This window comes from Lysobacterales bacterium (genome assembly GCA_016721845.1).
GTDB lineage: Bacteria > Pseudomonadota > Gammaproteobacteria > Xanthomonadales > Ahniellaceae > JADKHK01.
In genome coordinates this window covers 126697-153441 of sequence record JADKHK010000013.1, presented here as the reverse complement: position 1 = coordinate 153441, position 26745 = coordinate 126697, and the positions used below count along the sequence as shown (strand labels likewise).

Sequence of the window (26745 nt, the reverse complement as noted above, 5' to 3'; positions counted from 1 at the left end):
TCGTCTGTTGAAACAGCAGTCACTCCAGGATCGCACGTACCGACTCCAGTGCTTCGTTGACAACCGCAGCTGGCGCCCGTTCGATGCGCTTGTAGCTTCGCGCGCGGGCATCGACGGTCCGCGTCTGATCGCACAGCACGATGCCCTGCGTCACCGTACCGGAGCCCATCAAGGTCACACCGAACCCGTTCTGCCGTGTCGCCGTTCCGCCCTGAGTGATCGGTGCGACCAGCAACAAGCCAGAAGCCTTGTTGAAGGCATCTGCCGACAACACCAGCACCGGGCGTGTCCCTTGAATTTCGTGCCCCCTGGTCGGATCGAGACTGAGCGCCAGGATGTCACCTCGCGCAGGAATCCGGCTCACAGCAGTTCTCGCCCGACCGGGCCGTCTTCCAGAGTTGCATCGCGCGCCCACCGCGCCGGTGAACTTGGACTCGCCGCCAGCCGCTCTGCCAGGGACCGGCGCGACGGCGTGACTGACAACGTTCGCCCCTGCACTTCCAATTCCACGACCGAGCCGGCATCGACTGCGAGCGCTTTCGCAACCGCTTTCGGAATCGATAGCGTGATTGAACCGCCAGTACGGCGCAGGGTTGCAGCAAGGGACATGACAGGCTCCACAATTGTTTTATCCAGATAAAACATAGCGACCCGCCACAACCACTGCAAGCGGCGAGCGCCGAACTCAGAGCATCGGCAGTTTCAGCCCCTGCTCCTTCGCACAGCGCTGGGCGATCTCGTAGCCGGCGTCGGCGTGGCGCATGACGCCGGTGCCGGGATCGTTCCAGAGGACGCGGGCGAGGCGGCGGTCGGCGGCTTCGCTGCCGTCGGCGACGATGACGACGCCGCTGTGTTGCGAATACCCCATGCCGACGCCGCCGCCGTGATGCAGCGACACCCAGGTCGCGCCGCCGGCGACGTTCAGCATCGCGTTCAACAACGGCCAGTCGGACACGGCGTCGGAACCGTCGCGCATCGCTTCGGTCTCGCGATTGGGTGAAGCGACCGAACCGGAGTCGAGATGATCGCGACCGATCACGATCGGCGCGCTCACTTCACCCTTGCGCACCATCTCGTTGAAGGCGAGCCCGAGCTTGTGCCGCAGCCCCAGTCCGACCCAGCAGATGCGCGCCGGCAGCCCCTGGAAACTGATGCGTTCGCGCGCCATGTCGAGCCAGCGGTGCAGGTGCGGATCGTCCGGGATCAGTTCCTTGACCTTGGCATCGGTCTTGTAAATGTCCTCGGGATCACCCGACAGCGCGACCCAGCGGAACGGACCGATGCCGCGACAGAACAGCGGGCGCACGTAGGCCGGCACGAAGCCCGGGAAATCGAAGGCATGCGTGCAACCCTCGTCCTTGGCCATCTGCCGGATGTTGTTGCCGTAGTCGACCGTCGGAATGCCCTGTGCATGGAAGGCGAGCATGGCTTCGACATGGACGCGCATCGAGCGCTTCGCGGCGTCGCGCACCCCCTCCGGATTCGACTTCTGTTCGGAGAGCCAGCGCTCGATGCTCCAGCCGATCGGCAGGTAGCCATGCACCGGATCGTGCGCGCTGGTCTGGTCGGTCACCGCATCCGGACGCACGCCGCGCCGCACCATCTCCGGCAGGATCTCGGCGGCGTTGCCGAGCAGCGCGATCGATTTTGCTTCACCGGCGGCGGTGTACTTCGCGATGCGTGCCAATGCGTCGTCGAGGTCGATCGCCTGCTCGTCGACGTAGCGCGTTTTCAGGCGGAAATCGATGCTCGTCTGCCGGCATTCGATGTTCAACGAACAGGCGCCGGCCAACGACGCCGCGAGCGGTTGCGCGCCACCCATGCCGCCAAGGCCCGCCGTCAGGATCCAGCGTCCTTTCAAGCTGCCGCCAAAGTGCTGGCGGCCCATCTCGACGAAGGTCTCGTAGGTGCCCTGCACGATGCCCTGCGAACCGATGTAGATCCACGAGCCGGCCGTCATCTGGCCGTACATCATCAAGCCCTTGCGATCGAGTTCGTGGAAGTGTTCCCAGGTTGCCCAGGCCGGCACCAGATTCGAGTTCGCGAGCAGTACGCGCGGCGCATCGGCATGACTCGGAAAGATTCCGACCGGCTTGCCACTCTGGATCAGCAGCGTCTCGTCATCGTTCAAATCACGCAGCGACTTCAGGATCGCATCGAACGATTCCCAGTTCCGGGCAGCACGGCCGATGCCGCCATAGACCACGAGTTCGGCGGGATTTTCGGCCACCTCGGGATCGAGATTGTTCTGCAGCATGCGATACGCGGCTTCGGTCTGCCAGCTCTTGCAGTTCAACGCATTGCCGCGTGGTGCACGGATGACGCGCGAATCGTCGCGACGGGTGAAGGTGGTCATGAGCGGCCCTCGGAAAGTCGCCCATTATCGCATCGGCCGCTACCATCGCGCGCCACCCTCGAGCCTCCCGTGATCCCTGAACAGATCGGTTTTCTCGCTGCCTTGCTGACCACCGGCGCCTTCGTTCCGCAAGCCTGGATGACCGTGCGCAGCCGCGACACGCGCAGCATCTCGCTGGCGATGTACATCGTGTTCAACATCGGCATCGCGCTGTGGCTGGCTTACGGCGTGCTGATCGATTCGCGACCGATGATCTGGGCGAACGTGATCACGTTGCTGCTGTCGATGACCATCCTCGCTGTGAAATGGCAAAACCGGCACCGCGACCGATTGCCGCCCTCGCACTGAGTGTTCACGCTGTCCACGCGCGGACGGCGCGCTGTCCGCGGACATTCGTCACGATGACGAATCGGCGATGAAAACCGCATGGGAATGCGGCTTCATCGCTTGGCACGCCGGTTGCAATCCATGTGCATCCATTGCCAGGAGGCCCGCCATGACCTACCGCCGCTCGACCCGCGCCCAGCACCAGCGACTCGTCTTCCTCGCCGTCTATGTCGTGCTGTCGACGATCGCGACATGGTCTGCATCCACCAAGCACAGCATCGGCAACAACGTTGCGCCGAGGGTCATTGCAGCTGCGCCGGTGCATTCGGACAGCCTTGTCCAAATCATGCCAGTGCAGTGATTCGCGCACTGATACTGTGCCGGCCATGGATGGCCTTTCCCCCACCGACATTGATCGCTTCGATCGCGCCCGCCAGGCGCGCGACGCCCGCTTCGACGGTCTGTTCTACATCGCCGTCCGGACGACGCGCATCTACTGCCGGCCGATCTGTCCGGCGCCCGCCGCAAAGCCCGAAAATATCCGCTACTACGCTACTGCCGCAGCCGCGGCCGCTGCCGGATTCCGGCCCTGCCTGCGCTGCCGTCCGGAACTGTCGCCGGACGACCGCGACGGTCGCGCCCGCGACCAACTCGCCGATCGCGTGCTCGCACGCATCCACGAAGGCGCGCTGGACGAACAGGATGCGACCGCACTGGCCGATGAATTCAGCGTCGGCGAACGTCAGCTGCGCCGCGTGTTTCTCGCGCGTTACGGCGTGACGCCGCAAGCCGCGGCGGGAACGCATCGTCTGCACATCGCCAAGCAGTTGTTGACGGAAACGCGGCTGCCGGTGATCGACATCGCCTTCGCGTCGGGTTACGCCAGCCTGCGCCGGTTCAATCAAGCCTTTCTCGCGGCGACCGGCATGAGTCCGACCCGTCTGCGCAAGGCCGGCGACGACGATGCGCCCGCCGGCGAGGCCCAGACCCTGCGCCTCGCCTATCGCCCCCCGTACGACTGGCCGCGCGTGCTCGCGTTCCTTCGTGCCCGTGCGCTGCCGGGCATCGAACGTGTCGATGCGAACACCTACGAACGTACCCTGCCCGAACACGGACCCAACGCCCTGCTGCGGGTTTCACAAGACACCTCGCGCGACGCCTTGAACCTGCACCTCGAAGCGATACCCACCAAAGCCATTCCCGCGCTCGCGCAGCGCGTGCGACGCATGTTCGATCTGGATGCCGATCCGCAGGCGATCGCGTCGGTGTTGTCGCTGGATGCACGCCTGAGGCACGGCCTCGCGACGCGGCCCGGTTTGCGCGTACCCGTCGGTTTCGATGCCTGGGAAACCGCCGTGCGCGCCGTCGTCGGACAACGCATCAGCGTCATCGCGACACGCACCTTGCTGACCCGATTGATCGGCGAAGACGGCGGCTTTCCGACCGCAGCGCAATTGCTCGGCCGCGAGTTCGACGGCATCGGCCTGACCCGGGCACGCGTGCAGACGATTCGCGCGCTGGCATCGGCCGTGGTCGATGGCCGCATCCATTTCCGTGCCGGCCAGTCGCTCGATGCCTTCGTCGACGCACTGGTCGCGCTGCCCGGCATCGGCCCGTGGACCGCGCACTACATCGCGATGCGTGCGCTCGGCCATCCGGACGCGTTCCCTTTCGGCGATCTGATCGTGCGCCGCGCGCTCGGCAATCCGACACCGCGCGCCGAACGCGAGATGGCCGAAACCTGGCGCCCGTGGCGCAGTTACGTCGCCCTCCACCTCTGGACCGAAGCGAGCGAACAGTGAGTACCTACGCATGAGCCCGATTTTCTTTGACCTCATCGACAGTCCCATCGGCACGTTGACCGCAGCGGCGGATGACAGCGGCCTGCGCTGGCTGCTGTTCCCGCGCAATCGCCACGAGCCGGCGCGCGCAGGGTGGCAGCGTGACGTCACGCCCTTTGCCGAACTGCGACGACAACTCGCCGCTTATTTCGCGGGTGAATCGCAAGTCTTCAACCTGCCGCTCGCGCCGCAAGGGACGAACTTCCAGCAGTCGGTCTGGTCGGCACTGCGCGGCATTCCCTACGGTCAAACCTGCAGCTACCGCGACATCGCCCACGTCATCGGCAACCCGAAAGGCGTGCGCGCGGTCGGCCTCGCGAACGGACGCAATCCGCTGCCGATCATCGTGCCCTGCCATCGCGTGATCGGTGCCGACGGATCGATGACCGGCTTTGGTGGGGGCCTCGACACCAAGCGTTTCCTGCTCGATCTGGAAGCGCGCCACGCCGACGCGACTTTTCAGCTGCGCGCGAGCCGCTGAACGGTCTCGACGTAACGCCGCGCGATACGTTCTTCGTCGAGATGGCAGCCGTCGCGCACGACATCGCGGCCGCGCACGCGCACCTCACGGACCAGCGGCATGTTTCCGGAGAAGATCCAGGTGTCGAGCATTTCCCGATCGCTGCGCGCAGCGAGCAGCGGATGCGCGACATCGAGCGTGATGCGCGATGCATTGGCGGCGATCCGGGCTCCGGCCGAGTGTCGTCCGCCGGCCAGCGCCTGATCGAACAGGAAACGTCCGACCGACCGTTGCTGCGAGTCGACAGCGATATTGCGACGCTGCGCGAACAGGCGTTGCCCGTACTCGAGCCAGCGCAACTCCTCGACCGGCGACACCGAGATATGACTGTCCGAGCCAATGCTGAAACGACCCTTCGCCGCGATGTAATCCGGCAGCGGAAACAATCCATCGCCCAGATTGGCCTCGGTCGTCGGACAAAGGCACACGGTGGCCTGTAAGGCTGCGATCGCCTGAATTTCCGGCGCGCTCAGATGCGTCGCATGGACCAGCGTCCAACGGGCATCGACCATGGTCTGTTCCAGCAACCACGACACCGGTCGCGTGCCGCGCAATGCCAGGCATTCATCGACTTCAGCCAGCTGCTCGGCGACATGGATATGGATCGGCCGCCCTGTGCCGGCTTCCGCGGCGAGCACGGCGCGCATCGCCTCCGGCGGCACCGCACGCAGCGAATGCAGTGCGATGCCGACCTGCAATGCATCGGACTCATCGCGGCGCAGGGCGTCGACGAGGCGCAGGAACGCGTCGACCTCATGCCCGAAGCGCTGCTGGCGCGCACTCAACGCGCGACCATCGAACCCACCCTGCATGTACAGCACCGGCAACAGGCACAGGTCGATGCCGGCTTCGTCGGCCGCCGCGACCAGGGCCCGCGACATCGCCGACGCATCGGCGTAGGGCCGACCATCGCGCTGGTGGTGCAGGTAGTGGAATTCGCAGACCGCGGTGTAGCCCGACTTCAGCATCTCGACGTACAACTGCGCGGCGATGGCCTGCAAGTCATCGGGTTCGATCAGGCCGGCATAGCGGTACATCTGTTCGCGCCAGGTCCAGAAGCTGTCGGCCGGATCGGTCTGCTGTTCCGCGAGGCCCGCCATTGCACGCTGGAATGCATGCGAGTGGGCGTTGACGAGGCCGGGCAATACGAAATCTGGAAGAGGCGTCATGTCGGAATCATCGAATCGATGGCGCAATCCTAGCGGCTACACTGCACCACCTGACCAGGGTCCGACGCGATGAAGACCGGCAAGACCCAGTGGGACCGACTGTTGCTCGACGCGCGCGCGATGACGCTGGCCGGCGACCGCGGCTACGGCCTGATCGAAGACGCGGCGATCGGCATCGCCGGGCACCAGATCGTGTTCGCCGGCCGGCGCGCCGACCTGCCCTTCGCGCCCGACGAAATGGCCGAACGCGTGGAACTGTTCGGCGGAGCGCTGGTCACGCCCGGACTGATCGACGCCCATACCCATCTGGTGTTCGCCGGGCATCGCGCCAATGAATTCGAGTCGCGACTCAATGGCGCGAGTTACGCCGAGATCGCGCAAGCGGGCGGCGGCATCCTCAGCACGGTGCGCGCGACCCGCGCCGCCAGCGAGGAGGCGTTGTATGCGGCATCGATGCCGCGCGCGCGCGCCCTGCTGCGCGATGGCGTGACGACGCTGGAGATCAAGTCCGGCTACGGCCTCGATCTCGATAGCGAACGTCGGCAGTTGCGCGTTGCTCGACGCATCGGCAGCGCACTGGGGATCGACGTGCACTGCACCTATCTCGCCCTGCATGCGCTGCCACCCGAATTCGCGGAACGACGGAGTGAATTCGTGGACACCGTCTGCAGCGATTGGTTGCCGAGACTGCATCGCGAAGGCCTGGTCGACGCCGTCGACGCATTCTGCGAAGGCATCGCGTTCTCGCCGGCCGAGACGCGCAGGTTGTTCGACGCAGCACGCGCCTTGAACCTTCCAGTCAAGCTGCATGCCGACCAACTCAGCGATCTCGATGGTGCGGCCGTTGCCGCCGAATACAGCGGCCTGTCGGCCGATCATCTCGAATACACGAACGAGGCCGCGGTCGCACGCATGGCCGCAGCAGGTACCGTCGCGATGTTGCTGCCGGCGGCGTTCTACTGCCTGCGCGAGACGAAGTTGCCGCCGATCGATGCCTTCCGCCGCCTTGGCGTGGCGATGGCCGTGGCCAGCGACCTGAATCCCGGCACGTCGCCGATCCTGTCGCTGCGTCTTGCAATGAACCAGGCCTGCACCTTGTTCCGACTGACGCCCGAAGAAGCCATTCGCGGTGCGACCGTGAATGCCGCGAGCGCGTTGGGGCTGAGCGGCCGCAAGGGCCGAATCGCCATCGGACACGACGCCGATCTCGCGATCTGGGATGTCGGTTCGCCTGCGGAGTTGTGTTACTGGATCGGCGGCCCAGGTCCGCTCGGACTGTTTGCCGGTGGCGAACGCCGGTACTGACCCAAAGAAAAGCCCCCGACTTCGCGGGGGCTCTCGGTGCAACGGATTGCGCGGCAATCAGCCGGCGGGCGTCGCTTTCTTCTTGGCGGGCGCGGCCTTCTTCACTGCGGGCTTCGCGGCCGGCGTGGCAGCCTTCTTTGCGACTGCCGGCGCAGCCGACTTGGCGGCTTCCGAATGCGGGCGCACATTGCCGTAGCTCTTCACGAAGATCTTGCCTTTCTTGGTCTTGCGGTCGCCCTTGCCCATTGTTTTTCTGCTCCTGAACTGAGTTTGGCCGCGAAGGCTAGCAGCGAATCCGGCGTAATTGAATGTTTTCGGTTCAATCCAGCCCGAGCAGACGGGTCCACAGGTTGCGCGTGCAGCCATGGCGCAGCGCGCTGCGGCGGTTCACGACATGTGCCAAGGCCAGCATCACGCCACCGCTGCTGAGCAGGCTGGCGTGCAACCAAGCGGGATCGTGGACCAGGAACGCACCGGAAATCATCACCACGGCCGAACCCGCGTACAGCGCCAGCACACGCCGCCAGCGATGGGTGCAATAGGCGGCGCCAATCACCGCCGCACCAAACAGCAGCGCAACCGACACCGCCCACTGATCGAACACGTGCGAGGCCAGCCAATGCGCGCCCGCGAGCGGTGCCAGTGCCAGCAACACTGGCAAGGCCGCGCAATGCAGCGCACACACGAAAGCCGCCCAGGCACCGAGCCAGTCCAGACGGCGATGCCAGCGCTGATCGCGCTGGGCATCATGGGTTCGCAAGGATTCAACGGACATCAAAGCGGTGTCACACGGCGCCGGAAAGTCGTCATTGTAACTTTATAACGGAATAATCCAAGTCTCGTCGTTGTTGTCTTTTCAGAACAACGGGTTGTCGAGGAAATCGTTTGGGCGAACTTCAGAAATTGCCGGGTAGCGCACATTGGGCGGGCATGAAGATTGCTACATTTCGTCACGTCTTCGGGGGTGCCCATGTCACGCATGCAGCAGATTGTCGCGGTGATCGGTCTTGGTCTGGCCAGCCAGGCCAGCGCGCAAACGGTCATCTTCTCCGGCGGTTTCGAACCACCGCCGGGCGGTCCGGCAACCGATCAGGACGCCATGCGTTTCCTGACCCAGGCGACCTTCGGTCCCACCATGCCCGAGTTCGATCACCTCAACACGATCGGGATCAATGCCTGGCTGGACGAGCAGTTCGCGCGGCCCTTCTCCGGGCATCGTCCTTATCTGGATGCCATCGCGGCACTCCCCGAGGATCCGCAGGACCCCGGCGCCAACAACGTCGGCAACGACACTCGCAACGAAGTGTTTTTCGAACGCGCCCTGCATGCGCCGGACCAGCTGCGCCAGCGTGTCGCATTCTCGCTGAGCGAGATCCTGGTCGTGTCCGATCAAGGCGGTGGCCTCGGCGGCGAGCCCTTCGCACTCGCCTACTACTACGACCTGCTGGGTGAACACGGATTCGGCAACTATCGCGAACTGCTGGAGCAGGTGACGCTGAGCCCGGTGATGGGGCATTACCTGTCGATGTTCGGCAATCGCAAGCCCGATGTCGCCAACAACATCCGACCGGACGAGAACTACGCGCGGGAAATCATGCAGCTGTTCTCGATCGGCCTGACCCGGCTGAACCAGGACGGGACCGAGATGGATGACCCGAACCAGACCGGCTTCCAGACGATCCCGACATACAACCAGGAGACGATCCGCGGATTCGCCCATGTCTTCACCGGCTTTACCTTCACCGGCTGCGATGTCCGCGAATTCGAGTACTGCAGCGCCTGGGAGCATCCGGAGCGCTGGTTCCAGCCGATGACGGCGCCGGAAGGTCCGTGGTGGGACAACATCTATCGCGTCTGGCATGCCTATCCCGAAAACAAGCAGCTGCTGGTGTACCCGGGCGTGGCACTGGCGAACGGCGTACTCGCCGGTCGTCCGGCGCCGACCGCGCTCGGCAGTGGCGTGACGGCGCAGCAGGATCTCGAATTGGCGCTCGACAACGTCTTCAATCATCCGAATGTCGGACCATTCATCGGCAAGCAACTGATCCAGCGCCTCGTCACCAGCAATCCGAGTCCGGGCTACGTCAGTCGCGTGGCGGCGGCATTCAACAACAATGGACTCGGCGTGCGCGGCGACATGAAGACCGTGATCCGCGCCATCCTCACCGACCCGGAAGCGCGGGGCGCAACGACCGGCGCCGCGCCGCGCGGCAAGCTGCGCGAACCGCTGTTGCGGATGACGCAGTTGTGGCGCGCATTCGCCGCCACCGACCCATCCAACCGCTACAACGACTGGTACATCTGGTACCCGGGGCAATACATCCCGCAATCGCCGCTGCATGCGCGCACCGTGTTCAACTTCTTCCTGCCCGACTACAAGCCGGCCGGCGAGATCGCCACGGGCGGGTGGGTGGCACCGGAATTCCAGATCCAGACCGATGGTTACGTCACCAATTTCAGCAACGTGATGGATTGGCTGGTCTGGAACTACGCCGGCAATCCTTCGCCATGGGCGGATGCAGACGCGACCAAGATCAACATCGAAGCCGAACGTCTGCTGGCCGGCAACGCCACCATCGACGCGCTCATCGAACGCCTGAATCTGCTGCTGATGTCGGGATCGATGAGCACGCACATGAAGTCCACCTTGCGGACCTATCTGTTGACGGTCCCGGCAGGGGACGAGAACGGTGCGCGCCGCGTCTGGGAGGCCTTGTGGATGATCATGGTTTCCCCCGAATACGTCATCGAGAAGTGAGGCAGCCATGAACCGTCGCGACTTGCTCAAGAAATCGCTTTGCCTCGCCGCTTCGACCGCGGGCTTCGGTGCGCTGTCCAGCCGTTTTTCGCTGGCCCATGCGGCCACCGTCTATTCGAAATCCCAACGCAACCTGCTCGGCAACGACTACCGTGCCCTGGTCTGCGTGTTTCTTTACGGTGGCAACGACAGTTTCAATTTCATCGTGCCGCGCGACGTCTCCCCGCATGCGACCTATGCCGCCACCCGTGGTGGCATCGCCGTGCCGCGCAGCGAACTGGTGTCGTTGACCCCGACGGCAAGTGGCGCTGCCTATGGTCTGCATCCCGGTGTCGTGACCGGGGCCAGCAATGCACCGCATGCATCGATGACGGCGCTGGCCAACCTGTTCAACCAGCCCAACAGCCCGCTCGCGATCGTCGCGAACACCGGGCCGCTGCTGTTTCCGACCACGAAGACGCAATACCAGAACGAATCCGTGGCATTGCCGCCGCAACTGTATTCGCATGACGACCAGTCGGCCTGGTGGCAGACCCCGACCGCGAACAGCGTCAACCGCATCGGCTGGGGCGGGATACTGGCCGATCGCTTCGGCATCAGCAATCCGAACCAGAACATGGCAATGACGATCTCGACCGACGGTGACAACGTCTACCAGACCGCCGAGGACGTGGTGCCCTACTTCGTCAGCCCCTGGGGCGTCGATCGCATCGACAACATCGACCCGACCTGGAGCCAGCCCACGGCGCGCCGCCAGGCGCTGTACCAGCTCCTCAACGGTCCGCTCGGCAATCCGCTGGAGCGAACTTATGCCACCGGATTCAAGCGCACCGTCTCGAACTACGAGCAGGTGATCTCGGCCCTGGTGCCGAGCGCGACGACATTCGACGCGATCTTCGGTGCCGATGACACCATCGACGACTACCTGACCCGCCAGCTCAAGATGGTGGCGCGCCTGATTTCGGCCCGCGACACGTTGAACATGACGCGCCAGATCTTCTTCGTCGGCCTCGGCGGATTCGACACCCACGACAATCAGGCCGCCGACCATCCGCCTCAGCTTGCCGCCATCGCGAACGGACTGACCAAGTTCTACCAGGCGACGCAACAGATGGGCATCGCCAACCAGGTCACCAGTTTTACCGCCAGCGAATTCGGCCGCACCCTGACCAACAACGGCGACGGCACCGACCATGGCTGGGGCGGCCACCAGCTGGTCATCGGCGGCGCCGTGAACGGCGGTCGTTTCTACGGCCGTTTTCCGAGCCTCGCGACCAGCAACTCGAACCCGGACGACGCCGGCTGGGGCCAGATCATCCCGACCACCAGCGTCGATCAATACGCCTGGACCCTGGCTCGTTGGTACGGTCTCCCGGACGATGCAGGCGGTCGCGGGCTGGTGTTCCCGAACGTCACTCGCTTCAATGACGTCTCGCAGAACGGCACCGGCTCCCATCACCTCGGCTTCCTTCCGGCGGCTGTTTGAGCAGGCGTGCTGCAGTTTCATGGCTTTCGGCTATGCTCGGGTGCCAGCGGAATGCTTGACTGGCGCTGGAGGACGGAATGCTGTCGCAGGCTGCAGCGAAGGCCGACTTGAATTCGACACGGGTGCTGTCGCTCGATTCGAGCGGGCGCATCCTCGACTGGATGAGCTGGCAAGACGCCACCTGCCTTTACGTGCGCGGCGCCGTCGCCTGGACCATTGGCGATCCATGCCTGATCGTGCATGGCGGCATGAGCCGGATGACCGGCGAGCAAAGCACGGTCGCGCTGCATCCGATTGTGGCCAGTCGCGGTCATGCCCGTCCCGGGCTGCTTGAACCCGCTCCGGCACTGAACAATGCTGCGCTGTTTGCGCGCGACCGCCATCTTTGTCTGTACTGCGGGCAACATTTCGGCAAGCCGCAATTGACCCGCGACCACGTACTGCCGACCTCGCGCGGCGGCCGAGACACGTGGGAGAACGTGGTCAGCGCCTGCTTGCCCTGCAATGTCCGCAAGGGCGGGCGTACCCCGCAGCAGGCAAACATGCCCCTGCTGGCGATTCCCTATCGGCCAAGTTGGGTCGAGCACCTGATCCTGTCGAACCGCAACATCCTGTCCGACCAGATGGATTTCCTGATGAGCCATTTGCCGCGCAACCGCCGCCAAAGCGCCTGAGCGCCCGGGTCTGGCACAATGCGCGCCCACCTCGAGAGTGCGCGCCATGTTGTCGGCCATTCCCCTGCTGTCCATCGTGCTGTTGCTGGCGAATCTGGTCGCATTCGGTGCGCAGACCGGTTTTGCCGAATCGCTGTTCGCACTGACCCTTCCATCCGGCGGCACCGTGTCATTCAGCACCGGAGACGGTCTGATCCTGCTCGGACTCGCCCTGCTCTACGTCGAGATCTTCAAGGCCACGCGCACCAGTTCGATGAGCGTGCTTGACCATGCGCTGTCGCTGGTCGTGTTCATCGTTGCGCTGGTCGAATTGTTGATCGCGCCGAAGTTCGCGCACGCCGCGTTCTTCGCCTTGACCGCGATGTGCCTGATCGACGTGATCGCGGGATTCACCGTCACCATCGCGAGCGCGCGCCGCGATTTCGCACCCGCCAATCAAGGATGAGGCCATGAGTTCAGATCTCGAAGCGCGTGCGTTGGCGCGTCCGTGGTTCTATCCGGGTTGGCTCGATGGCATCCACCACACCCGTTCGGCGATGCTGGAAGCCGCACTGCGTGCACGCTTCGGCAACGACTTCACGGCCCATGACGCCGTCGACCTCGCCTGCCATCAAGGCTGGTTCTCGGTGCAACTGGCGCAACTCGGTTTTCGCGACGTGCTGTCGGTCGATGCGCGCAGCGAACACGTCGCCGATGCCAGCCTGATTCGCGACACGCTGGGCCTCAAGCACATGCGCCTGCTGCAATCCGACGTGCATGCGCTCGATACGGCGGCGACAGGTCCGTTCGACGTCTGCCTCTGTCTCGGCCTGATCTATCACCTGGAGAATCCGGTCGGTGCCCTGCGCGTCGCGCGCGCGCTGACCCGGCACATGTGCGTCGTCGAAACCCAGGTCGTGCCGAACATGAGTGGCATGGTCGATTACGGCAGCTACAAGTTCGTGCGTGCGCTGCAGGGTTCGTTCGGCATCATCGACGAAACCGACGACACCCATGGTCCCGAAGCCAGCACGACCGGCATTTGCCTGGTCCCGAGCACGGAGGCGCTGTGCTGGATCATGCGCAAGATCGGCTTCAAGCGCGTCGAGGTGCTGCCGGTGCCGGCAGACGGCTACGAGCAGCTCGCGCACGGCAAGCGCGTGATGGTGGCCGGCTACGTCGATTGAACGACGCGGTGCGCCGGTTCAGGCCGCGATGGCGTCGCTGATCAGGCGTTCGATGCCGACGAGATCCGGCACGATGGCCTGGTCATCGCGGATCAACACCGTATGGGCGATGCCGGCAGGGCGCGCATCGTCTTCGCCGGTGGTGATCAGTGTTTCGCTGGAAATCGTCGTGAGGCGCGGGAAGCCCTGCGCGACCATCGCGAGAAACGGCATCTTCGGGTTGCCCCCAAGTGCCTTCAACACAGTCACCTTGGCGTTCACGCCACCCTCTTTGGCTGCAAGACCGGTGAGCACCGAAAACGAAATCAGCGGCACGCGCCAACCACGCCAGCGGGTGCGCCCGAGCAGCCAGTTGGGGGCGTTCTCGATCGCTTCGGGCATCGAATAGGTGATGATCTCGGTCACGTTCGCGTTCGGCAGCAGGACGCGGCCATTGGTGACCGTGATCATCAATCCGCGAATTTCGCTGGGCTTGTCCATGCGTTGCTTCCTTCAGGCCTTGCCGAAACGGCGCGCGAACTCGGCCGCGAGCGCGGCCGGCGTTCCGATGAAACCGACGATGCCCGCTTCCATTGCGCCGTCGATCATCGAACTGACGACGCAGGTGGACGGGTCCTGTACCCAGATCTGGCCGCCCTTCGCGGCCATGTGCTTGGCGCCTTCGATGGCATCGTGGGCCATGCCGCTGAAGATGATGGCGCCGGCTGCGGCACCGAAGCGGTCGGCGACATCGATCAAGACGCGGTCGATCGACGGGCTGTAAGGCGAAATGTCGTCCAGCGCGACCACTTTCACCTCGCCGGACGGATCCAGCAACATGCGCTCCGCGATGGGCACGACCAGGACTTGACCGTGACCCGTGCGCATGCCGGATTCCGCAATCGCGACGGGCATGCGTGTCGCTTTCTGCAACTGCGCCACCATCAGGTCGACGAAGTCTGCACCCATGTGCTGGGCCAGCACGAACACGGCGCCGACCGACGGCGGGAGGGCCGCGAGGAATTCGCGCACGGCATCCGGCCCACCGATCGAAGCACCGAGTACCCACACACGCGCCAACGCGCCGGCGGCGACCTGGGGAGTCGGGGTACGTTCCGAAGTCGCCGGAGCCGCCGTCATCGCCGCAAACTCGCGCATGAAATCATCTTCTTCGGCCGATCTGGACGAAGAGGTGGCTGCATCCTTGCTCAAGTCGTCGAACGACAACTCGACGGTATCGTCGAGCGTGAAGCTGAAATCGTCGGCGGTGGCCGGCTCGGCTTCTGCAGCTGCGCCCGAAATGCCACCACTGGGAATATCGTCCAGCGAGAAATCAAGGTCATCGAATGGCGATGCCGATGGCGTCTGGGGCTGCGGCGGCGCTGCGGCCGGCGCCGGTTTCAGCGATGAGGTCGATGGGGAGAGGGGCGCGACGGGCGCGTCATCGCCTCCCATCGGCTCCAGCGCCAGCCCGAGGTCGTCGAACGGACTGGCCACGACCGTGGGAACGACCGCCGCGGGCTTCGGCGATGCGGGAACGGCCGGCGGCGCGGGCGTTGCGCCATCGTCCAGCGGCTCGAGCATCAGGTCATCGAGATCGAACGGAAAATCCACCGCCGCTGCCGCGGCAGGAACAGCCGCGGCCACGGGCGCCGGCGTGTCATCCTGCGGCTCCAGCGACAGCGACAATCCTTCGAGCAGGCTCTTGCGCTGCGCCGATTCCGCAGGCGTCTGCAGCGAGGATGCGGCTGACTTGGGTGCCGGCGCGGGCTTGACTGCATCCGCACGCGGCTGACTCGCCAGCAAGTCGTCAAGACCGGCCGGAACATCCTTGGCCGGTTCGGGTTCGTCGAAATTGAGATCGGCAAAGGCCAGCAGTTCGTCCGCGATCGGACTCCCGCTGGACGCGACGACCGGCGTGGAAGGTAGCGCGGGCGCGGGCGTTTCCGCATCGAAATCGAGCGCGAGCCCGAGGTCGGCAAAAGGATTTGAATCGTCGCTGGTGGTGACGGACGTGGCGGCGTTCTCGGCCGAAGGAGAGAGACCGAAATCGCACAGCAGATCGTCCAGATCGGACACCGCCGGCGCCGGTGCGTTCTTCGCTTCCAGCTTGGTCGTGTGCATGTCGAACGACGCCAACGCATTGGCGATCTGGTCCGTCGCGTCGCGCATCGATTGGTCGCTGACGGCCGGCACATCCAGCGACTTGGGCATGCTCGAGGTGGTCAACGCATGCTGGGGCATGCTGCGCACCGGCACCGCTTCCGCACCCGCCGGCCGCGGCGGCAGCAGTTCGGCATCCCCGACGATCTTCGCCGCCAGGTGGCGTGCCCAACGCGCCAAGTCGTAGCCGGAAAGCCTGCTCGTCACCTCGCCATCGTTGAACACCACCTTGAGGTGGTCGTCCACCAGGAGGTCGTCGATCGCATCGATTTGCTGGTCGGCGTCGGGATCGAGGTTCACGATCACGACCTGTGCGCCCGCACGATCCAGCGCGGCGCGGTCGAATTTCGCGGTCTCGGTCTCGTAGACGATGCTCGCGCCAAGGTCGCGCAGCGCATCGCGCAGGTGCGTGTGCAGGTCGCCCGACGGATAGATCAGGCCAACCGCGACTTCGACATGGGTGTCAGTGGACGGCACGGGTCAACCTCAGGATCTCGTCGACATTACGCAGCAAATCGGCTTCCTGATAGGGCTTGCCAAGGTAACGATCGACGCCGATTTCCATCGCGCGCTGGCGGTGCTTCTCACCGGTACGCGACGTGATCATGATGATCGGAACCGCCTTCAGGCGCGGGTCGTTGCGCATGTACGTCGCGAACTCGTAACCGTCCATGCGCGGCATTTCGATATCGAGCAGCACCAGGTCCGGGATGCGGTCCTGGATCTTCTCGACGGCGTCGAGACCGTCTTTCGCCGTGGTGACCTCGATGTCGTTGCGTTCGAGCACGCGGCTGGTGACCTTGCGCATCGTGATCGAGTCGTCGACCACCATGACCAGTGGCTGGCGGCGTTCGGCCACGACCGGCGTCTGCACCGGCAGGTAGGGCACTTCCTGGCCCTGTTCGTCGATGACGGTCTGGCGCAGCGCCGCGACCTTGCGAACCAGCGGCGCCATGTCGAGGATCATCACCACGGAACCATCGCCCATGATGGTGGCGCCGAAAATGCCCGGCACCGAGCTGATCTGCGGGCCAACCGACTTGACCACGACTTCGCGGCTGCCGAGCACGGCATCCACACGCACGGCAGCGCGCTGGTCGCCGGAACGGATCATCAGCAGCGGCACCTGCGCATCATCGGTGGCGCGGTGCGACACGGTGCCGAGCAGGTCGTGCATTTCATAGATGGTGTAGTCGTCACCACCATAGCTGTAGCTCGGGTTCGGCTGGTGCATGCGCGCATCGAGGTCTTCGCGTCGGATCCGGACCACGCCCTGCACCGACGACATCGGCACTGCGAACAAATGCTCGCCGAGCCGCACCAGAATCGCCTGCGTCACCGCCAGCGTGAAGGGCAGACGCACCGTGAACTGCGAACCCTTGCCGCGCGTCGAGTCGATCGACAGGGATCCACCGAGCTGCTTGATCTCGGAATGCACGACGTCCATGCCGACGCCGCGACCAGCGATCTTGCTGACCGTTTCCGCGGTGGAGAAGCCGGTTTCGAGCACGAAGCCGAACAGGTCGCGGTCGGACAACTGCGCATCCGGCTTCATCAAGCCGCGCTCGATCGCCTTGCGACGGATCGCGTCGCGGTCCATGCCTCGCCCGTCATCGGTCACACGGATCACGACTTCCGTCGCCTCGCGAGAAATCGCGATGTTGACGGTACCTTCCTCGTTCTTGCCGACGTCGGCGCGATCACCGGGCAACTCGATGCCGTGCGCGAGCGAATTGCGCAGCATGTGTTCGAGCGGCGCAGTCATTCGATCGAGGACGTTGCGATCCATTTCACCCTGTGCACCCTCGACGCGCAGCTGGGCGCGCTTGCCGAGTTCACCGGCGGTCTGACGCATCAGGCGACGCAATCGCGGCACCACCGAGTCGAACGGCACCATGCGCGTGCGCATGAGGCCTTCCTGAAGATCGGAACTGACACGCGACTGCTGCAGCAGCAGGGTTTCCGCCTGGCGCGTCAAATCGTCCAGTGCGCTTTGCAAGGCCGCCAAGTCGGATACCGACTCGGCCAGCGCGCGGGACAACTGCTGCAAGGTCGAGAAGCGATCGAGCTCGAGCGGGTCGAATTCCGCGTCCGCGGTCTCGTGCTCGCGCTGATAGCGCGCGATGATCTGGGCTTCAGTCTCGATTTCGAGCTTGCGCAGCTGCTCGCGCAGACGCGTCACCGTTTGATCGAGTTCCTGCAAGTTGAAGCGGAACGTGCCCATCTGCTGCTCGAGACGCGAGCGGTAGATCGACACTTCGCCGGCATAGTTGACGAGATTGTCGAGCAGATCGGAGCGGACACGGATCATTTCCTGCGCGACCCGACCAGCCTCTTCCACTTCCTCGACCATCTCGCGCATCGCGCGCGGTGCAGGCGCGGGCGTAGTTGCGACGGGTGCTGGCGATGCTTCGACCGCAGGCGCCGCCTGGGTCGGGGCGACCGCAGGCTCGATGGCGGCCGCGGCGGTTTCGACTGCGACCGATGCGCCGCCGATGGTCGGAATCTCCTCGCCGGCCACCAAGGCATCGAAGCGTGCGATCACGTTGACCGGCATGCCGATGGCCTGGCGTTTTGCGACACGCTGCACCAGCTGATGCAGTCGATCGAAACCGCGCTCCAGCGATTCCAGCGACACACGATCCATCGAACGACGGCCGTCCGAAACCAGTTCCAGCAACGCTTCCATGGCATGGCTGAGGTCGCCGATCGGCGCCAGGCCGGCCATGCGCGAGCCGCCTTTCAGAGTGTGCAATTCGCGCTGCAGTCCGCTCACGATCTCGCGCTCGTGCGGCTGTTCACGCAAGCGGGCCATCATCGTGTCGGCGGCATCGAGGATATCGCCACCTTCCTGCACGAAGATCTCGAGCAGGTCCTCGTCCATGTCCGGGAGTTCCAGCGATCCTTCCGGATTCTGGTCGGGCTCCACTTGAACGTACATGACATCGTGTGCCGCAGCTGCCGCGACTGGCGCTGGCACATCGACGAACGCGTTGGCCGCTGCTTCCGCAGGCATCGGAGTCGACGCCGACGCCACCAGCATCAATTCATCCGGAGTCGACACTTCGTCGCCGAGTTCCGGCAACGCCGGCTCGGACGAGGCATCTGCGAAGGCCTGTTCGATCGACCAGTCCTCAAGCGCGACGAATCCACTGTCTGCCGGATCTGCAACCGCCGCGTCCGGTACGGCCATCGCGGCCACTGCCGCCACCTCCGGCAGGTCGTCGCGATAGGCGAGATCGGCATCCTCGACTTCCAGAACCGGCGCCTCGTCGGCCATCACCGGCGCGCTGTCGAGGGAAATCTCTTCGACGACCACATCTGCAGTCGGCATCGGCATGGATTCATCGGTCGATTCGGCCGCGAACGTCGATTCGTCCAGCGTGATCTCCGGAAGCGCTGACGATTCCGCCGTGTCGTCCCAGGTCCAGGCATCGTCGCCCGCCAGCTCGGTCAACTCGATGTTGTCGTCCTGCGGCGACACGGACGCCTCGATCGACCCGGCATCCGACACCAGGGCCGCAGCCGCGAATTCAGTCGTTTCATCGGCATCGGACGGATCGACCGCAACCGCCGATTCCTCTTCGTCGACGCTGACATTGAAGACACCGAGCACGCTGTCTGGCTCGGGCAGGCCATTGCGGAACCGAATCAGCTGTTCAGCCAGCACCGCAGTATCGGGTGCGACGAATTCCGGCTGATCCGCCCCTGCAACGACCTGCTCGATGATCGATGCCGTCTCTTCCACGGCGTCGACACCGGCCAGGGTCGGTGCTTCTCCAGCGCCGCGCAAGCGCTTGAAATAGCCTTCGAGCGGCGCCAACAGCGGCCCGACTGCTGGCAGATCGACCATCGCCACCGCGCCATGCATCGTGTGTACCGCGCGCAACAGGGACTCCGAGACCGGCTGCCCCGCACCACTCGCACGACATTCGGTCAGATAGGCACGCACTGCCTGCAAATGTGTCGCGACTTCGCTGCGCAAGATCTCCAGCATCATCGGATCGACCGAATGCTGCGCGATCGGCGTGGCCACGAATGCCACGTGCTCCGGTTCCTGCGCCGATTCGGTATGGATGTCGTCGGCGTGAATGTCGAAAGACTCGGTCAGTTCAATCGGGGCTTCGACGATCGGAGACGGCGGGGGCGCAACGACCACCGGCTTCGGCTTCACGCGCTTGACCTGCACGCGAACCTTCTCGATGCGCTTCACCGGCTCGGCCGGGCGCACCCAGGCCTCTTCGCCTGCCGAGAGTTTCTCGGCCACTTCGATGATCTGCGGAATATCAACACCACGCAGTTGCTCGCCGCGCAAGGCCGCGAGCAGCGCCGGCAAGGCCGCCACTGCCTGCTCGAGCAAGTCGATGACTGCTGGCGAGATCGCGATGCTCTTGTCGAGCACCCGATTCAGCATGTTCTCGACCTTCCAGCTGAATTCGCCGAGCGCCATGGCGCCGACCAGTCGACCGCTGCCCTTCATCGTGTGGAACGAGCGGCGTACCGGCTTCAAGCGCTCGAAGTCGGCGGTGTTGTTCTTCCAGTCCGGCAAACTGCGATTGAGGTTTTCGACCTCTTCCTGCACTTCTTCAAGGAAGACTTCACGGATTTCCTCGTCGATGTCGTCCGAAGGCACGGCCTGGAAGGCGCCGCCGTCGGCGACCGGAGCCTCTTCGATGACTTCGCGGTCTTCCTCGATCCAGTCGTATTCGTATTCGACTTCTTCGCTTTCGGCATCGCTGCCACTGGCGGAGGCCGCCTGCAAGGCCTGGGCACCGCTGACGGCATCGGCAAACTTGAGGCCCGCGACGTCCTGCGACGGCGGAGACTCGGGCGGCGTCGGCGCTGTGCCGACGACCAGGTCTTCCACGCCGCGGCCCGGCGCGATCTCGACGACCGTGCGCATCTCTGGCACGACCGGCTCGACCGATGGCACGGTCTCGACGTAATCCATGCCGGACTTGCCGGTATCGATATTCGCGACGAACTGATCGACCTCGGCCGCTCCGGGCAGGCTGATCGACGTCAACATGGTGTCGCTCGCTGCCTCCGGCGCGACTGGCGCCGTCGCCTCGAGCGGAAGCGTCGCCATCTCGACGGTGGCGTCGGCAGCTGCTTCCGGCTCGTCGGCCGGCATCGGCCAATAGCCCAGATCCTCCAGGCTTTCACGGGTCACATCGAGGATCTTCTCGCGCCCGGCACGCTGGGCATGCGTGGCCTCGAGGTAATACTCGATACTGGCCACGGCATCGGCCAATCGATCCATCTGGTCGGCCGTCGGCACGCGCTTGCGGCGCAGCACTTCCACATCGATGAACTTGCCCATTGCAGCGAGCAGGTCGCTCGCCTCACCGAGCTGAACCATGCGCATCGCACCGCCGATCTCGTCGAAAAGGCGCGGGATCGATTCGGCTTTTTCGTGCTGCCAACCCGATTCGATGAAAGCGACGATGTCCTGCTTGACCTGTGTGAGGTTGGCCTGGACTTCCTTCATCAACGCTTCGAGGATCTTGCGCACCTCGACCTGCGGCAGCTCCATCGTGCTGGCACCGTCGAGCTTGGGTGCCGGCTCTTCGGCCGTCGCACCGAGGCGATCGATGTTGTCGTCCAGCGATGCATCGACGAACAGCAGGGCACCAGCGATGTCGAGCAAGGCGCCTTCTTCGGCCGGCTTGGTGCCACTGACGATCGCGTTCAGGCTGTCGCGCTGCTCCAGGATGACGCGACGCGGCACACCGAGACCGAGCATGCCGAGCGTATCGGCTGCGCGATCCAGCACTTCCGACTGCGCACCGAGATCGGCGGGGTTCGCGTTCGCGGTACGCAGATAGAGATCGAGCGCGTCCTTGACGCGCATGAGGTCTTCCTTGATCGCGGTCGACACCGTGTCGAGCAGCGCCTTGTTGCGACCACTGAGCGTGCCACGCGCGTGTTCGATTTCCTTGTCGCTCGGCAGCAGCATCTCGAGCTTGTAGGTTCGCTTCAATTCACCCACGCGACCGTCGGAACCACGGGCGTGTGCTGCGTAATAAAGCAGGTTCTTGACCAGGTCGCGCGGCGGCTCGGCCTTGAACGACTGTTCGCCGGCATCGGCGAGGCGCTTGATTTCACGATCCACGCGTCCGAACAGCAGCTTGACCGCCTGATTGGCGTCGACCAAGCCATTGCGCACGCCATCGAGCAGGCCGCCAGCCACCCACCACAACCGTCGACCTTCCTCGTGGAACGTGATGCTGCGCAGGCCATCCAGCGCATTCATCAGACCGGCGGCAGCAACATTCGATGTCTGGTCGCGCAACCACTTCACCAAGGCCATCTGGTAATTGGTGCGCAGCCGCGATGCAACTGGCTTGAGCTCTGCGTCCGGCAAGGGTTTGTCGGGACCCGCGGCACTGGCCGGCATCGACACCGACAAGTCGGGCGAGAACAGCACACCCTCACTCAGCAGCTTTTCGCCGCGGCAGGCCCGCAAATCGTTCAGCAGCGGCAACAGGACAATCGGGATGTCCTTGTGACCGCCCTGCAATCGCTCGAGATAGTCGGGCAGCTGCACGATGCCGCGCATCAGCACTTCGTAGGCATCGTTCTTGTTGCGGATGGCATCGTCGAGCAGGCCCTGCGCGACGCGTTCCATCTCCTCGACGACCATGGCGGCGCCATACAACTCGACCATGCGCAAGGTGCCCTGCACCTGATGCAGGTAGGTGGCGCAGAACCGCATCAGGCTGGAGTCGGCGGGATCGTCGACATACGCCTCAAGCGCCTGGCGCGCCTGCTTGAGCGTTTCGTCGAGTTCCTGCTTGACCCAATTGAGGGTGGTGAAATCGATATCTTGTTGCAGACGCATACGCAACCTCACCCGTTCCGGCAGTACGCCAAGGTCTGGCGCCCACCGATCCGTGTCAGCTGGGGATTGGCAAATCCGAGCACCTCACCAGGTCCAAGGACCAGGAGGCCACCGGGCTTGAGCAGATCGGCAAGCGCATCGAGCAATGCTTTGCGGCGCTCGCGGGCGAAGTAGATCAGCACGTTTTGGCAGTAGATCAGGTCGAGCTTCTTGAGTGGCGAACGCGCCACGTCGAGCAGGTTGAAGGCCGCGAAACCGACGCGTTTGCGCAGTGATTCCACGATCTGAAAAGAGTCCTTGCCCTCGGCCACGGCATAAACGGAACGAAAGGCCTCGGGCAGCTCGGCCAGTCGTTCGCGTGGATACAGGCCGGACCGGCCGACCGCGAGCGCAGGGTTGCTGATGTCGGTCGCGGTGACGCCGAAATACACCTTGCTGGCATCGAGCGCGCGCAGCTTGTGATCCAGCGTCATCGCCAGCGAATAGGCTTCTTCGCCGGTGGCACAACCGACACTCCACGCGTGGACCGACGCGCCCGGATGCTGTTTCATGTGCTGGGGCAGCCATTCCTCGGCGATCAAGTCGAGTGACGGCGAATGACGGAAGAACCGTGTCTCGTGCACGGTCAACCGGTCGACCAGGGTCGCCCATTCGATTGCGCCACGTGCGCCATTCAAGACCTGATCGAAATAGGTATCGAAGCTGGCGTAGCCGGTTTCGCGCATGCGCATGCGCAATCCAGTCACGAGAAATGTCTTGCGGTCGGGCGGCACCACGACACCGGTCCTGCGCTGCAGCAGGTCCACCCAACGCACGAACTCCTCATCACCCATGCTCGGCATGGGCGAAAAGGGGTTCCTGGCGGGTGCAGTGGTCACCATCGACTACTTCCGTCAGCCCGGCAGCTTGAAGTCGGCGACCGATCGGCGCAGGTCAGCCGCGAGCTGTGCCAGGTTTCCGATCGATTCCGCCGTTTGCGAGGCACCGGCAGACGTCTGCGTGGTGATTTCCTGAATCACGTTCATCGTCGCCGAAATATTCGTCGCTGCAGCAGACTGCTGCCGCGCCGCTTCCGAAATGTTCTGAATCAAGTCCGCAAGGTCGTTCGAGACCTTCTCGATTTCGCCCAGCGCGAGGCCCGCGTCTTCGGCGAGGCGGGCACCCGCGACCACTTCCGACGTCGTCTGTTCCATCGACGACACGGCTTCGTTGGTATCGGCCTGAATGGTTTGCACCAGCGTTTCAATTCGCTTGGTCGCACCACCGGAGCGTTCTGCGAGTCGTTGCACTTCGTCCGCGACGACCGCGAATCCGCGACCGGCCTCACCGGCCGAGGCCGCTTGAATGGCGGCGTTCAGCGCGAGAATGTTCGTCTGTTCGGCGATGTCGTTGATCAGTTCGACGATCGATCCGATTTCCTGCGTGGATTCACCGAGGCGCTTGATGCGCTTCGAGGTTTCCTGGATCTGATCGCGAATGTTGTCCATGCCTTGAATCGTCTGACGCACGATCGCCGCGCCCTTGCCGGCGATGGCCACGGAGCGTTGCGCCACGTCGGCTGATTCGGCGGAGTTCTTCGACACTTCGTCGATCGATACCGCGATTTCGTTGATGGCTGCCGAAGCCGAAGTGATCTGCTGCGCCTGATGTTCCGCTGCTTCCGCGAGGTGCATGGCGGTCGCCTGCGTTTCCTGTGCGGCCGCTGCCACCTGCACCGCGGTTTCATTGATGGTCGTCACCAGCGAGCGCAGCGCTTCCACCGCGAAGTTCACCGAGTCCGCGATCGCGCCGGTAATGTCCTCGGTCACCGTCGCCTTCACCGTCAGATCGCCTTCTGCCAGCGATCCCATTTCGTCCAGCAAGCGCAGAATGGCTTCCTGATTACGCTGGTTCAGGTCGGCCGTGCTCTGCAGCTGGCGGCGCGTGGCGCCGTACTGGGAGAGACCGGCGAGTGCGGCGAAGAACAGGGTCAGGCCACCGATGATCAGCGAGACGATGTCGTTGCCGAACATGCGCTGCGCCGGCAACTTGCCGAGGCCGGTCGCCATGTTCTTGCTGGAATCGAGCAACTGTCCGGAGGCCAGGAAGATGTTGTCCGCGGCTTCGGTCACTTCGAACAAATCGGTCGATGCGCTCTGGATCTTGTCGACGTTCTCGCGAATGCCGCCGTAAAGCGCCTGCACGTCGGTGGCAATGCTGCGGGCAGCAGGATTGGTCAGTGCCGGGATGCCGATGCCGGCATCACCCTGCAACCACGCATCGAGCACACGGCCATAGATCTGGGCGTCACGGGCGAACTGGTCGGCTGCGGAGATCGCCTGATCGCCACCACGCAGAATGTCGGACACGCGACGCAGCATTCGGTCGGCCAGCAGCATCTGGCGACTGGCCTGGTAGATCTGGATGCCGGACGCGCCAGAATCGCGCAGCACCGAGAACAATTCGTCGACCTTGCTGGTCAGCTGCGGGATCGCCGCCGAAAACTCCTGGGCCGTGTCGGTGATATCGAGCACGAGTTCCTGGCGCGAAAGAATCGTGTTCGCAGCGTTGTTGATCGGCTGCCAGTCCTCGTTGAGCTTGTTCAACGGAATCTTCACCGCATCCGAATCGTTCTGGTATCCGGGAATGCCGGTCTTCGGATCGCCCTTCATCAGACCGTTCACGCGGGTCTCGATGTTGGTGCGGGTCGTCTTCAGTTCCTCGAAGGCTTCGAGGTTACCGGCCGCCGCTTCGGTCGCGAACTTGGAGATCTGCTGCGACAGCACCTGGAGGTCGGTGGTGTAGACGATCGCGGCGCGCTCCTGGTTGTCCTTGTAGAAGCGCCATCCCACGTTCGCAAGCAGTGCGAGCAGGCTGAGGAAGGCCATCAGGCCCCAGAATGCGGATCCGCCGAATCGCGAACCGGTATTGGCTGACGTTGTGCTCATTGATGGTTCCTCTTACGCCGCTGCCTGAACAAATTCCCGATTCCGAACCAGCGCATGCACGCTGAAGCTCAGATACCGGACGCCCCCAAGATCGAACTGCTTCGGAACGTAGCGCCGATAGCGCTCGTCGTCCTCGATGGCACCGACCACTTCATTCTCGTCCACAAAACTGCGCTGCCCGAGCACTTCGTCGACCAGCAGGCCGACGCTTCCGCCCTGCTGTTTCACGACCAGAACCCGCGAACGCTCGTTGTGGGTGTTCTTCTCGCCCTCGACGAAACCGCGCAGGTCGACCACCGGCACCAGGTTGCCGCGCACGTTCGCGACTCCGAGCAACCATGGCCGGGTTCCGGGCACGAAGGTGAGCGTCGGATAGGTCAGGATTTCGTTGATCTCGATGATGCTGCTGACCATCAGTTTGCCGGCGACACGAAACGCGATGCCGCGCCAAAGGCCCGGCGCATCGATCTGTTCCGGCAAACCGGCGACATGGGCAAGACTTCGATGCTCGTAGTCGAGCAGCATGTCGAATGGGCCCATCGGTGGTGCGGATTCGCTCATTCGTTCCTCACGTCTCGCTAATGCTGTCCAGAGTCATCGCATCCCCCTGCGACAGGCGTCAGCCCTTCAAGTCGACGTGGCGCCGAATCGCACCCAGCAATTCCTCGCGGGTGAAGGGCTTGGTCAGGTACTGCTCGGAACCGACGATGCGGCCACGGGCCTTGTCGAACAGACCGTCCTTCGAGGACAGCATGATCACCGGCACGCCCTTGAACATCTGATTGTTCTTGATCAACGCGCAGGTCTGATAGCCATCGAGGCGCGGCATCATGATGTCGACGAAGATGATTTGCGGCTGCTGGTCGGAGATCTTCGACAGAGCCTCGAAACCATCCGTCGCCGTCACGACGTCGCAACCTTCCTTCTTCAGCAATGTCTCGGCAGTGCGGCGAATGGTCTTCGAATCATCGATGACCATCACCTTCAAACCGGCGAGGGAACCTTCCTTACCTTGCTCGTCCATGCGACCCCCGGGAGTCTTTGGGTCCAACGTGATGCCTGTTCGTTGCCTGTCGAATGTGCTGGAAAGCACACTACTGCGGTGCCGAACCTCATTGAATGGTGTTTAGCCAACGTAGAGAAACCTGTCAAGTAAAGACTCTAATGGCTTGTTGAAAAAGGGTATCATGCGTGAAACTGACACAGTTGCGCGCTTGCATCGAAACCCTG

23 protein-coding genes are annotated in these 26745 nt (G+C 63.9%); 10 read left to right on the top strand and 13 right to left on the bottom strand.

Annotated features, from left to right (window positions below):
- Positions 1 to 19: 19 nt before the first annotated feature.
- Genes IPP28_08020 through IPP28_08010 form a run of 3 tightly spaced genes read right to left on the bottom strand, consistent with a single transcriptional unit; the run spans position 20 to position 2356 of the window.
- Positions 20 to 364, bottom strand: a complete 345-nt coding sequence (locus IPP28_08020; protein MBL0040977.1) for a type II toxin-antitoxin system PemK/MazF family toxin — start codon at positions 362 to 364, stop codon at positions 20 to 22.
- Positions 361 to 645 (bottom strand): AbrB/MazE/SpoVT family DNA-binding domain-containing protein, encoded by a 285-nt coding sequence (locus IPP28_08015; GenBank protein ID MBL0040976.1) that lies wholly within the window; start codon positions 643 to 645, stop codon positions 361 to 363. The genes IPP28_08020 and IPP28_08015 overlap by 4 nt, the downstream gene beginning before the upstream one ends.
- 40 nt (positions 646 to 685) lie before the next feature.
- A complete protein-coding gene (locus IPP28_08010) occupies positions 686 to 2356 on the bottom strand; it encodes a urocanate hydratase (GenBank protein ID MBL0040975.1) in 1671 nt (556 codons plus the stop codon).
- Between the two features lie 69 nt (positions 2357 to 2425).
- Between IPP28_08010 and IPP28_08005 the strand changes: the two genes are divergently transcribed.
- The 4 genes from IPP28_08005 (at position 2426) to IPP28_07990 (ending at position 5005) form a co-directional block, all read left to right on the top strand.
- A complete protein-coding gene (locus IPP28_08005) occupies positions 2426 to 2704 on the top strand; it encodes a SemiSWEET transporter (protein ID MBL0040974.1) in 279 nt (92 codons plus the stop codon).
- A 148-nt stretch (positions 2705 to 2852) separates the two neighbouring features.
- A complete protein-coding gene (locus tag IPP28_08000; protein MBL0040973.1) occupies positions 2853 to 3044 on the top strand; it encodes a hypothetical protein in 192 nt (63 codons plus the stop codon).
- Positions 3045 to 3069: 25 nt separating this feature from the next.
- Positions 3070 to 4485 (top strand): DNA-3-methyladenine glycosylase 2 family protein, encoded by a 1416-nt coding sequence (locus IPP28_07995; GenBank protein MBL0040972.1) that lies wholly within the window; start codon positions 3070 to 3072, stop codon positions 4483 to 4485.
- Positions 4486 to 4495: 10 nt separating this feature from the next.
- On the top strand, positions 4496 to 5005 hold the full coding sequence (locus IPP28_07990) for a methylated-DNA--[protein]-cysteine S-methyltransferase (GenBank protein ID MBL0040971.1): 510 nt from the start codon (positions 4496 to 4498) through the stop codon (positions 5003 to 5005).
- Here IPP28_07990 and IPP28_07985 read toward each other — a convergent pair.
- Positions 4984 to 6213 carry a formimidoylglutamate deiminase gene (locus IPP28_07985; protein MBL0040970.1) on the bottom strand — a complete coding sequence of 410 codons (1230 nt, stop codon included), beginning with the start codon at positions 6211 to 6213 and terminating at the stop codon, positions 4984 to 4986. The two genes, IPP28_07990 and IPP28_07985, sit on opposite strands and share 22 nt — an antisense overlap.
- 69 nt (positions 6214 to 6282) lie before the next feature.
- Between IPP28_07985 and IPP28_07980 the strand changes: the two genes are divergently transcribed.
- A complete protein-coding gene (locus tag IPP28_07980; protein ID MBL0040969.1) occupies positions 6283 to 7518 on the top strand; it encodes an imidazolonepropionase in 1236 nt (411 codons plus the stop codon).
- A gap of 57 nt (positions 7519 to 7575) precedes the next feature.
- Here IPP28_07980 and IPP28_07975 read toward each other — a convergent pair whose 3' ends face one another.
- Positions 7576 to 7764, bottom strand: a complete 189-nt coding sequence (locus IPP28_07975) for a 30S ribosomal protein THX (protein ID MBL0040968.1) — start codon at positions 7762 to 7764, stop codon at positions 7576 to 7578.
- Between the two features lie 73 nt (positions 7765 to 7837).
- A complete protein-coding gene (locus IPP28_07970) occupies positions 7838 to 8293 on the bottom strand; it encodes a MerC domain-containing protein (protein MBL0040967.1) in 456 nt (151 codons plus the stop codon).
- Between the two features lie 195 nt (positions 8294 to 8488).
- Here IPP28_07970 and IPP28_07965 point away from each other — a divergent pair, with 195 nt between their 5' ends.
- The 5 genes from IPP28_07965 (at position 8489) to IPP28_07945 (ending at position 13602) form a co-directional block, all read left to right on the top strand.
- Entirely contained in the window at positions 8489 to 10276 is a 1788-nt protein-coding gene (locus tag IPP28_07965; GenBank protein MBL0040966.1) for a DUF1800 domain-containing protein, read from the top strand.
- Positions 10277 to 10283: 7 nt separating this feature from the next.
- Positions 10284 to 11762 carry a DUF1501 domain-containing protein gene (locus IPP28_07960; GenBank protein MBL0040965.1) on the top strand — a complete coding sequence of 493 codons (1479 nt, stop codon included), beginning with the start codon at positions 10284 to 10286 and terminating at the stop codon, positions 11760 to 11762.
- A 77-nt stretch (positions 11763 to 11839) separates the two neighbouring features.
- Positions 11840 to 12436, top strand: coding sequence for an HNH endonuclease (locus IPP28_07955; GenBank protein MBL0040964.1), 597 nt, complete (start codon positions 11840 to 11842; stop codon positions 12434 to 12436).
- A gap of 46 nt (positions 12437 to 12482) precedes the next feature.
- A complete protein-coding gene (locus IPP28_07950; GenBank protein ID MBL0040963.1) occupies positions 12483 to 12881 on the top strand; it encodes a hypothetical protein in 399 nt (132 codons plus the stop codon).
- 4 nt (positions 12882 to 12885) lie between these two features.
- Entirely contained in the window at positions 12886 to 13602 is a 717-nt protein-coding gene (locus IPP28_07945; protein MBL0040962.1) for a methyltransferase domain-containing protein, read from the top strand.
- A gap of 18 nt (positions 13603 to 13620) precedes the next feature.
- On the opposite strand, the gene IPP28_07940 is transcribed toward IPP28_07945, so the two are convergent.
- The 7 genes from IPP28_07940 to pilG are packed head-to-tail and all read right to left on the bottom strand — an operon-like array spanning position 13621 to position 26539.
- The gene (locus IPP28_07940; protein MBL0040961.1) at positions 13621 to 14082 is read right to left on the bottom strand and encodes a chemotaxis protein CheW; all 462 of its coding nucleotides are present in this window, start codon (positions 14080 to 14082) and stop codon (positions 13621 to 13623) included.
- Positions 14083 to 14094: 12 nt separating this feature from the next.
- Positions 14095 to 16221 (bottom strand): chemotaxis protein CheB, encoded by a 2127-nt coding sequence (locus IPP28_07935; GenBank protein ID MBL0040960.1) that lies wholly within the window; start codon positions 16219 to 16221, stop codon positions 14095 to 14097.
- Positions 16208 to 22588, bottom strand: a complete 6381-nt coding sequence (locus IPP28_07930; protein ID MBL0040959.1) for an Hpt domain-containing protein — start codon at positions 22586 to 22588, stop codon at positions 16208 to 16210. Before IPP28_07930 ends, IPP28_07935 begins: the two co-directional genes overlap by 14 nt.
- An 8-nt stretch (positions 22589 to 22596) precedes the next feature.
- Positions 22597 to 23421, bottom strand: coding sequence for a protein-glutamate O-methyltransferase CheR (locus IPP28_07925; GenBank protein ID MBL0040958.1), 825 nt, complete (start codon positions 23419 to 23421; stop codon positions 22597 to 22599).
- Positions 23422 to 23481: 60 nt separating this feature from the next.
- On the bottom strand, positions 23482 to 25515 hold the full coding sequence (locus tag IPP28_07920; GenBank protein ID MBL0040957.1) for a type IV pili methyl-accepting chemotaxis transducer N-terminal domain-containing protein: 2034 nt from the start codon (positions 25513 to 25515) through the stop codon (positions 23482 to 23484).
- 12 nt (positions 25516 to 25527) lie between these two features.
- Entirely contained in the window at positions 25528 to 26076 is a 549-nt protein-coding gene (locus IPP28_07915; GenBank protein MBL0040956.1) for a purine-binding chemotaxis protein CheW, read from the bottom strand.
- A gap of 58 nt (positions 26077 to 26134) precedes the next feature.
- Complete coding sequence (pilG, locus tag IPP28_07910) at positions 26135 to 26539, bottom strand: twitching motility response regulator PilG (GenBank protein MBL0040955.1); 405 nt, start codon at positions 26537 to 26539, stop codon at positions 26135 to 26137.
- Positions 26540 to 26745 lie beyond the last annotated feature (206 nt).

What these genes read in the sequence shown, in the direction of transcription:
- IPP28_07995 (MBL0040972.1), top strand. Translation starts at nt 3,070, where the DNA reads ATGGATGGCCTTTCCCCCACCGACATTGATCGCTTCGATCGCGCCCGC.
- IPP28_07970 (MBL0040967.1), bottom strand. Translation starts at nt 8,293, where the DNA reads ATGTCCGTTGAATCCTTGCGAACCCATGATGCCCAGCGCGATCAGCGC.
- IPP28_07915 (MBL0040956.1), bottom strand. Translation starts at nt 26,076, where the DNA reads ATGAGCGAATCCGCACCACCGATGGGCCCATTCGACATGCTGCTCGAC.
- IPP28_07955 (MBL0040964.1), top strand. Translation starts at nt 11,840, where the DNA reads ATGCTGTCGCAGGCTGCAGCGAAGGCCGACTTGAATTCGACACGGGTG.
- IPP28_07920 (MBL0040957.1), bottom strand. Translation starts at nt 25,515, where the DNA reads ATGAGCACAACGTCAGCCAATACCGGTTCGCGATTCGGCGGATCCGCA.
- IPP28_08000 (MBL0040973.1), top strand. Translation starts at nt 2,853, where the DNA reads ATGACCTACCGCCGCTCGACCCGCGCCCAGCACCAGCGACTCGTCTTC.
- IPP28_07990 (MBL0040971.1), top strand. Translation starts at nt 4,496, where the DNA reads ATGAGCCCGATTTTCTTTGACCTCATCGACAGTCCCATCGGCACGTTG.
- IPP28_07975 (MBL0040968.1), bottom strand. Translation starts at nt 7,764, where the DNA reads ATGGGCAAGGGCGACCGCAAGACCAAGAAAGGCAAGATCTTCGTGAAG.
- pilG (MBL0040955.1), bottom strand. Translation starts at nt 26,539, where the DNA reads ATGGACGAGCAAGGTAAGGAAGGTTCCCTCGCCGGTTTGAAGGTGATG.
- IPP28_07940 (MBL0040961.1), bottom strand. Translation starts at nt 14,082, where the DNA reads ATGGACAAGCCCAGCGAAATTCGCGGATTGATGATCACGGTCACCAAT.
- IPP28_08015 (MBL0040976.1), bottom strand. Translation starts at nt 645, where the DNA reads ATGTTTTATCTGGATAAAACAATTGTGGAGCCTGTCATGTCCCTTGCT.
- IPP28_07965 (MBL0040966.1), top strand. Translation starts at nt 8,489, where the DNA reads ATGTCACGCATGCAGCAGATTGTCGCGGTGATCGGTCTTGGTCTGGCC.
- IPP28_07930 (MBL0040959.1), bottom strand. Translation starts at nt 22,588, where the DNA reads ATGCGTCTGCAACAAGATATCGATTTCACCACCCTCAATTGGGTCAAG.
- IPP28_07980 (MBL0040969.1), top strand. Translation starts at nt 6,283, where the DNA reads ATGAAGACCGGCAAGACCCAGTGGGACCGACTGTTGCTCGACGCGCGC.
- IPP28_08010 (MBL0040975.1), bottom strand. Translation starts at nt 2,356, where the DNA reads ATGACCACCTTCACCCGTCGCGACGATTCGCGCGTCATCCGTGCACCA.
- IPP28_07950 (MBL0040963.1), top strand. Translation starts at nt 12,483, where the DNA reads ATGTTGTCGGCCATTCCCCTGCTGTCCATCGTGCTGTTGCTGGCGAAT.
- IPP28_07945 (MBL0040962.1), top strand. Translation starts at nt 12,886, where the DNA reads ATGAGTTCAGATCTCGAAGCGCGTGCGTTGGCGCGTCCGTGGTTCTAT.
- IPP28_07925 (MBL0040958.1), bottom strand. Translation starts at nt 23,421, where the DNA reads ATGGGTGATGAGGAGTTCGTGCGTTGGGTGGACCTGCTGCAGCGCAGG.
- IPP28_07985 (MBL0040970.1), bottom strand. Translation starts at nt 6,213, where the DNA reads ATGACGCCTCTTCCAGATTTCGTATTGCCCGGCCTCGTCAACGCCCAC.
- IPP28_07960 (MBL0040965.1), top strand. Translation starts at nt 10,284, where the DNA reads ATGAACCGTCGCGACTTGCTCAAGAAATCGCTTTGCCTCGCCGCTTCG.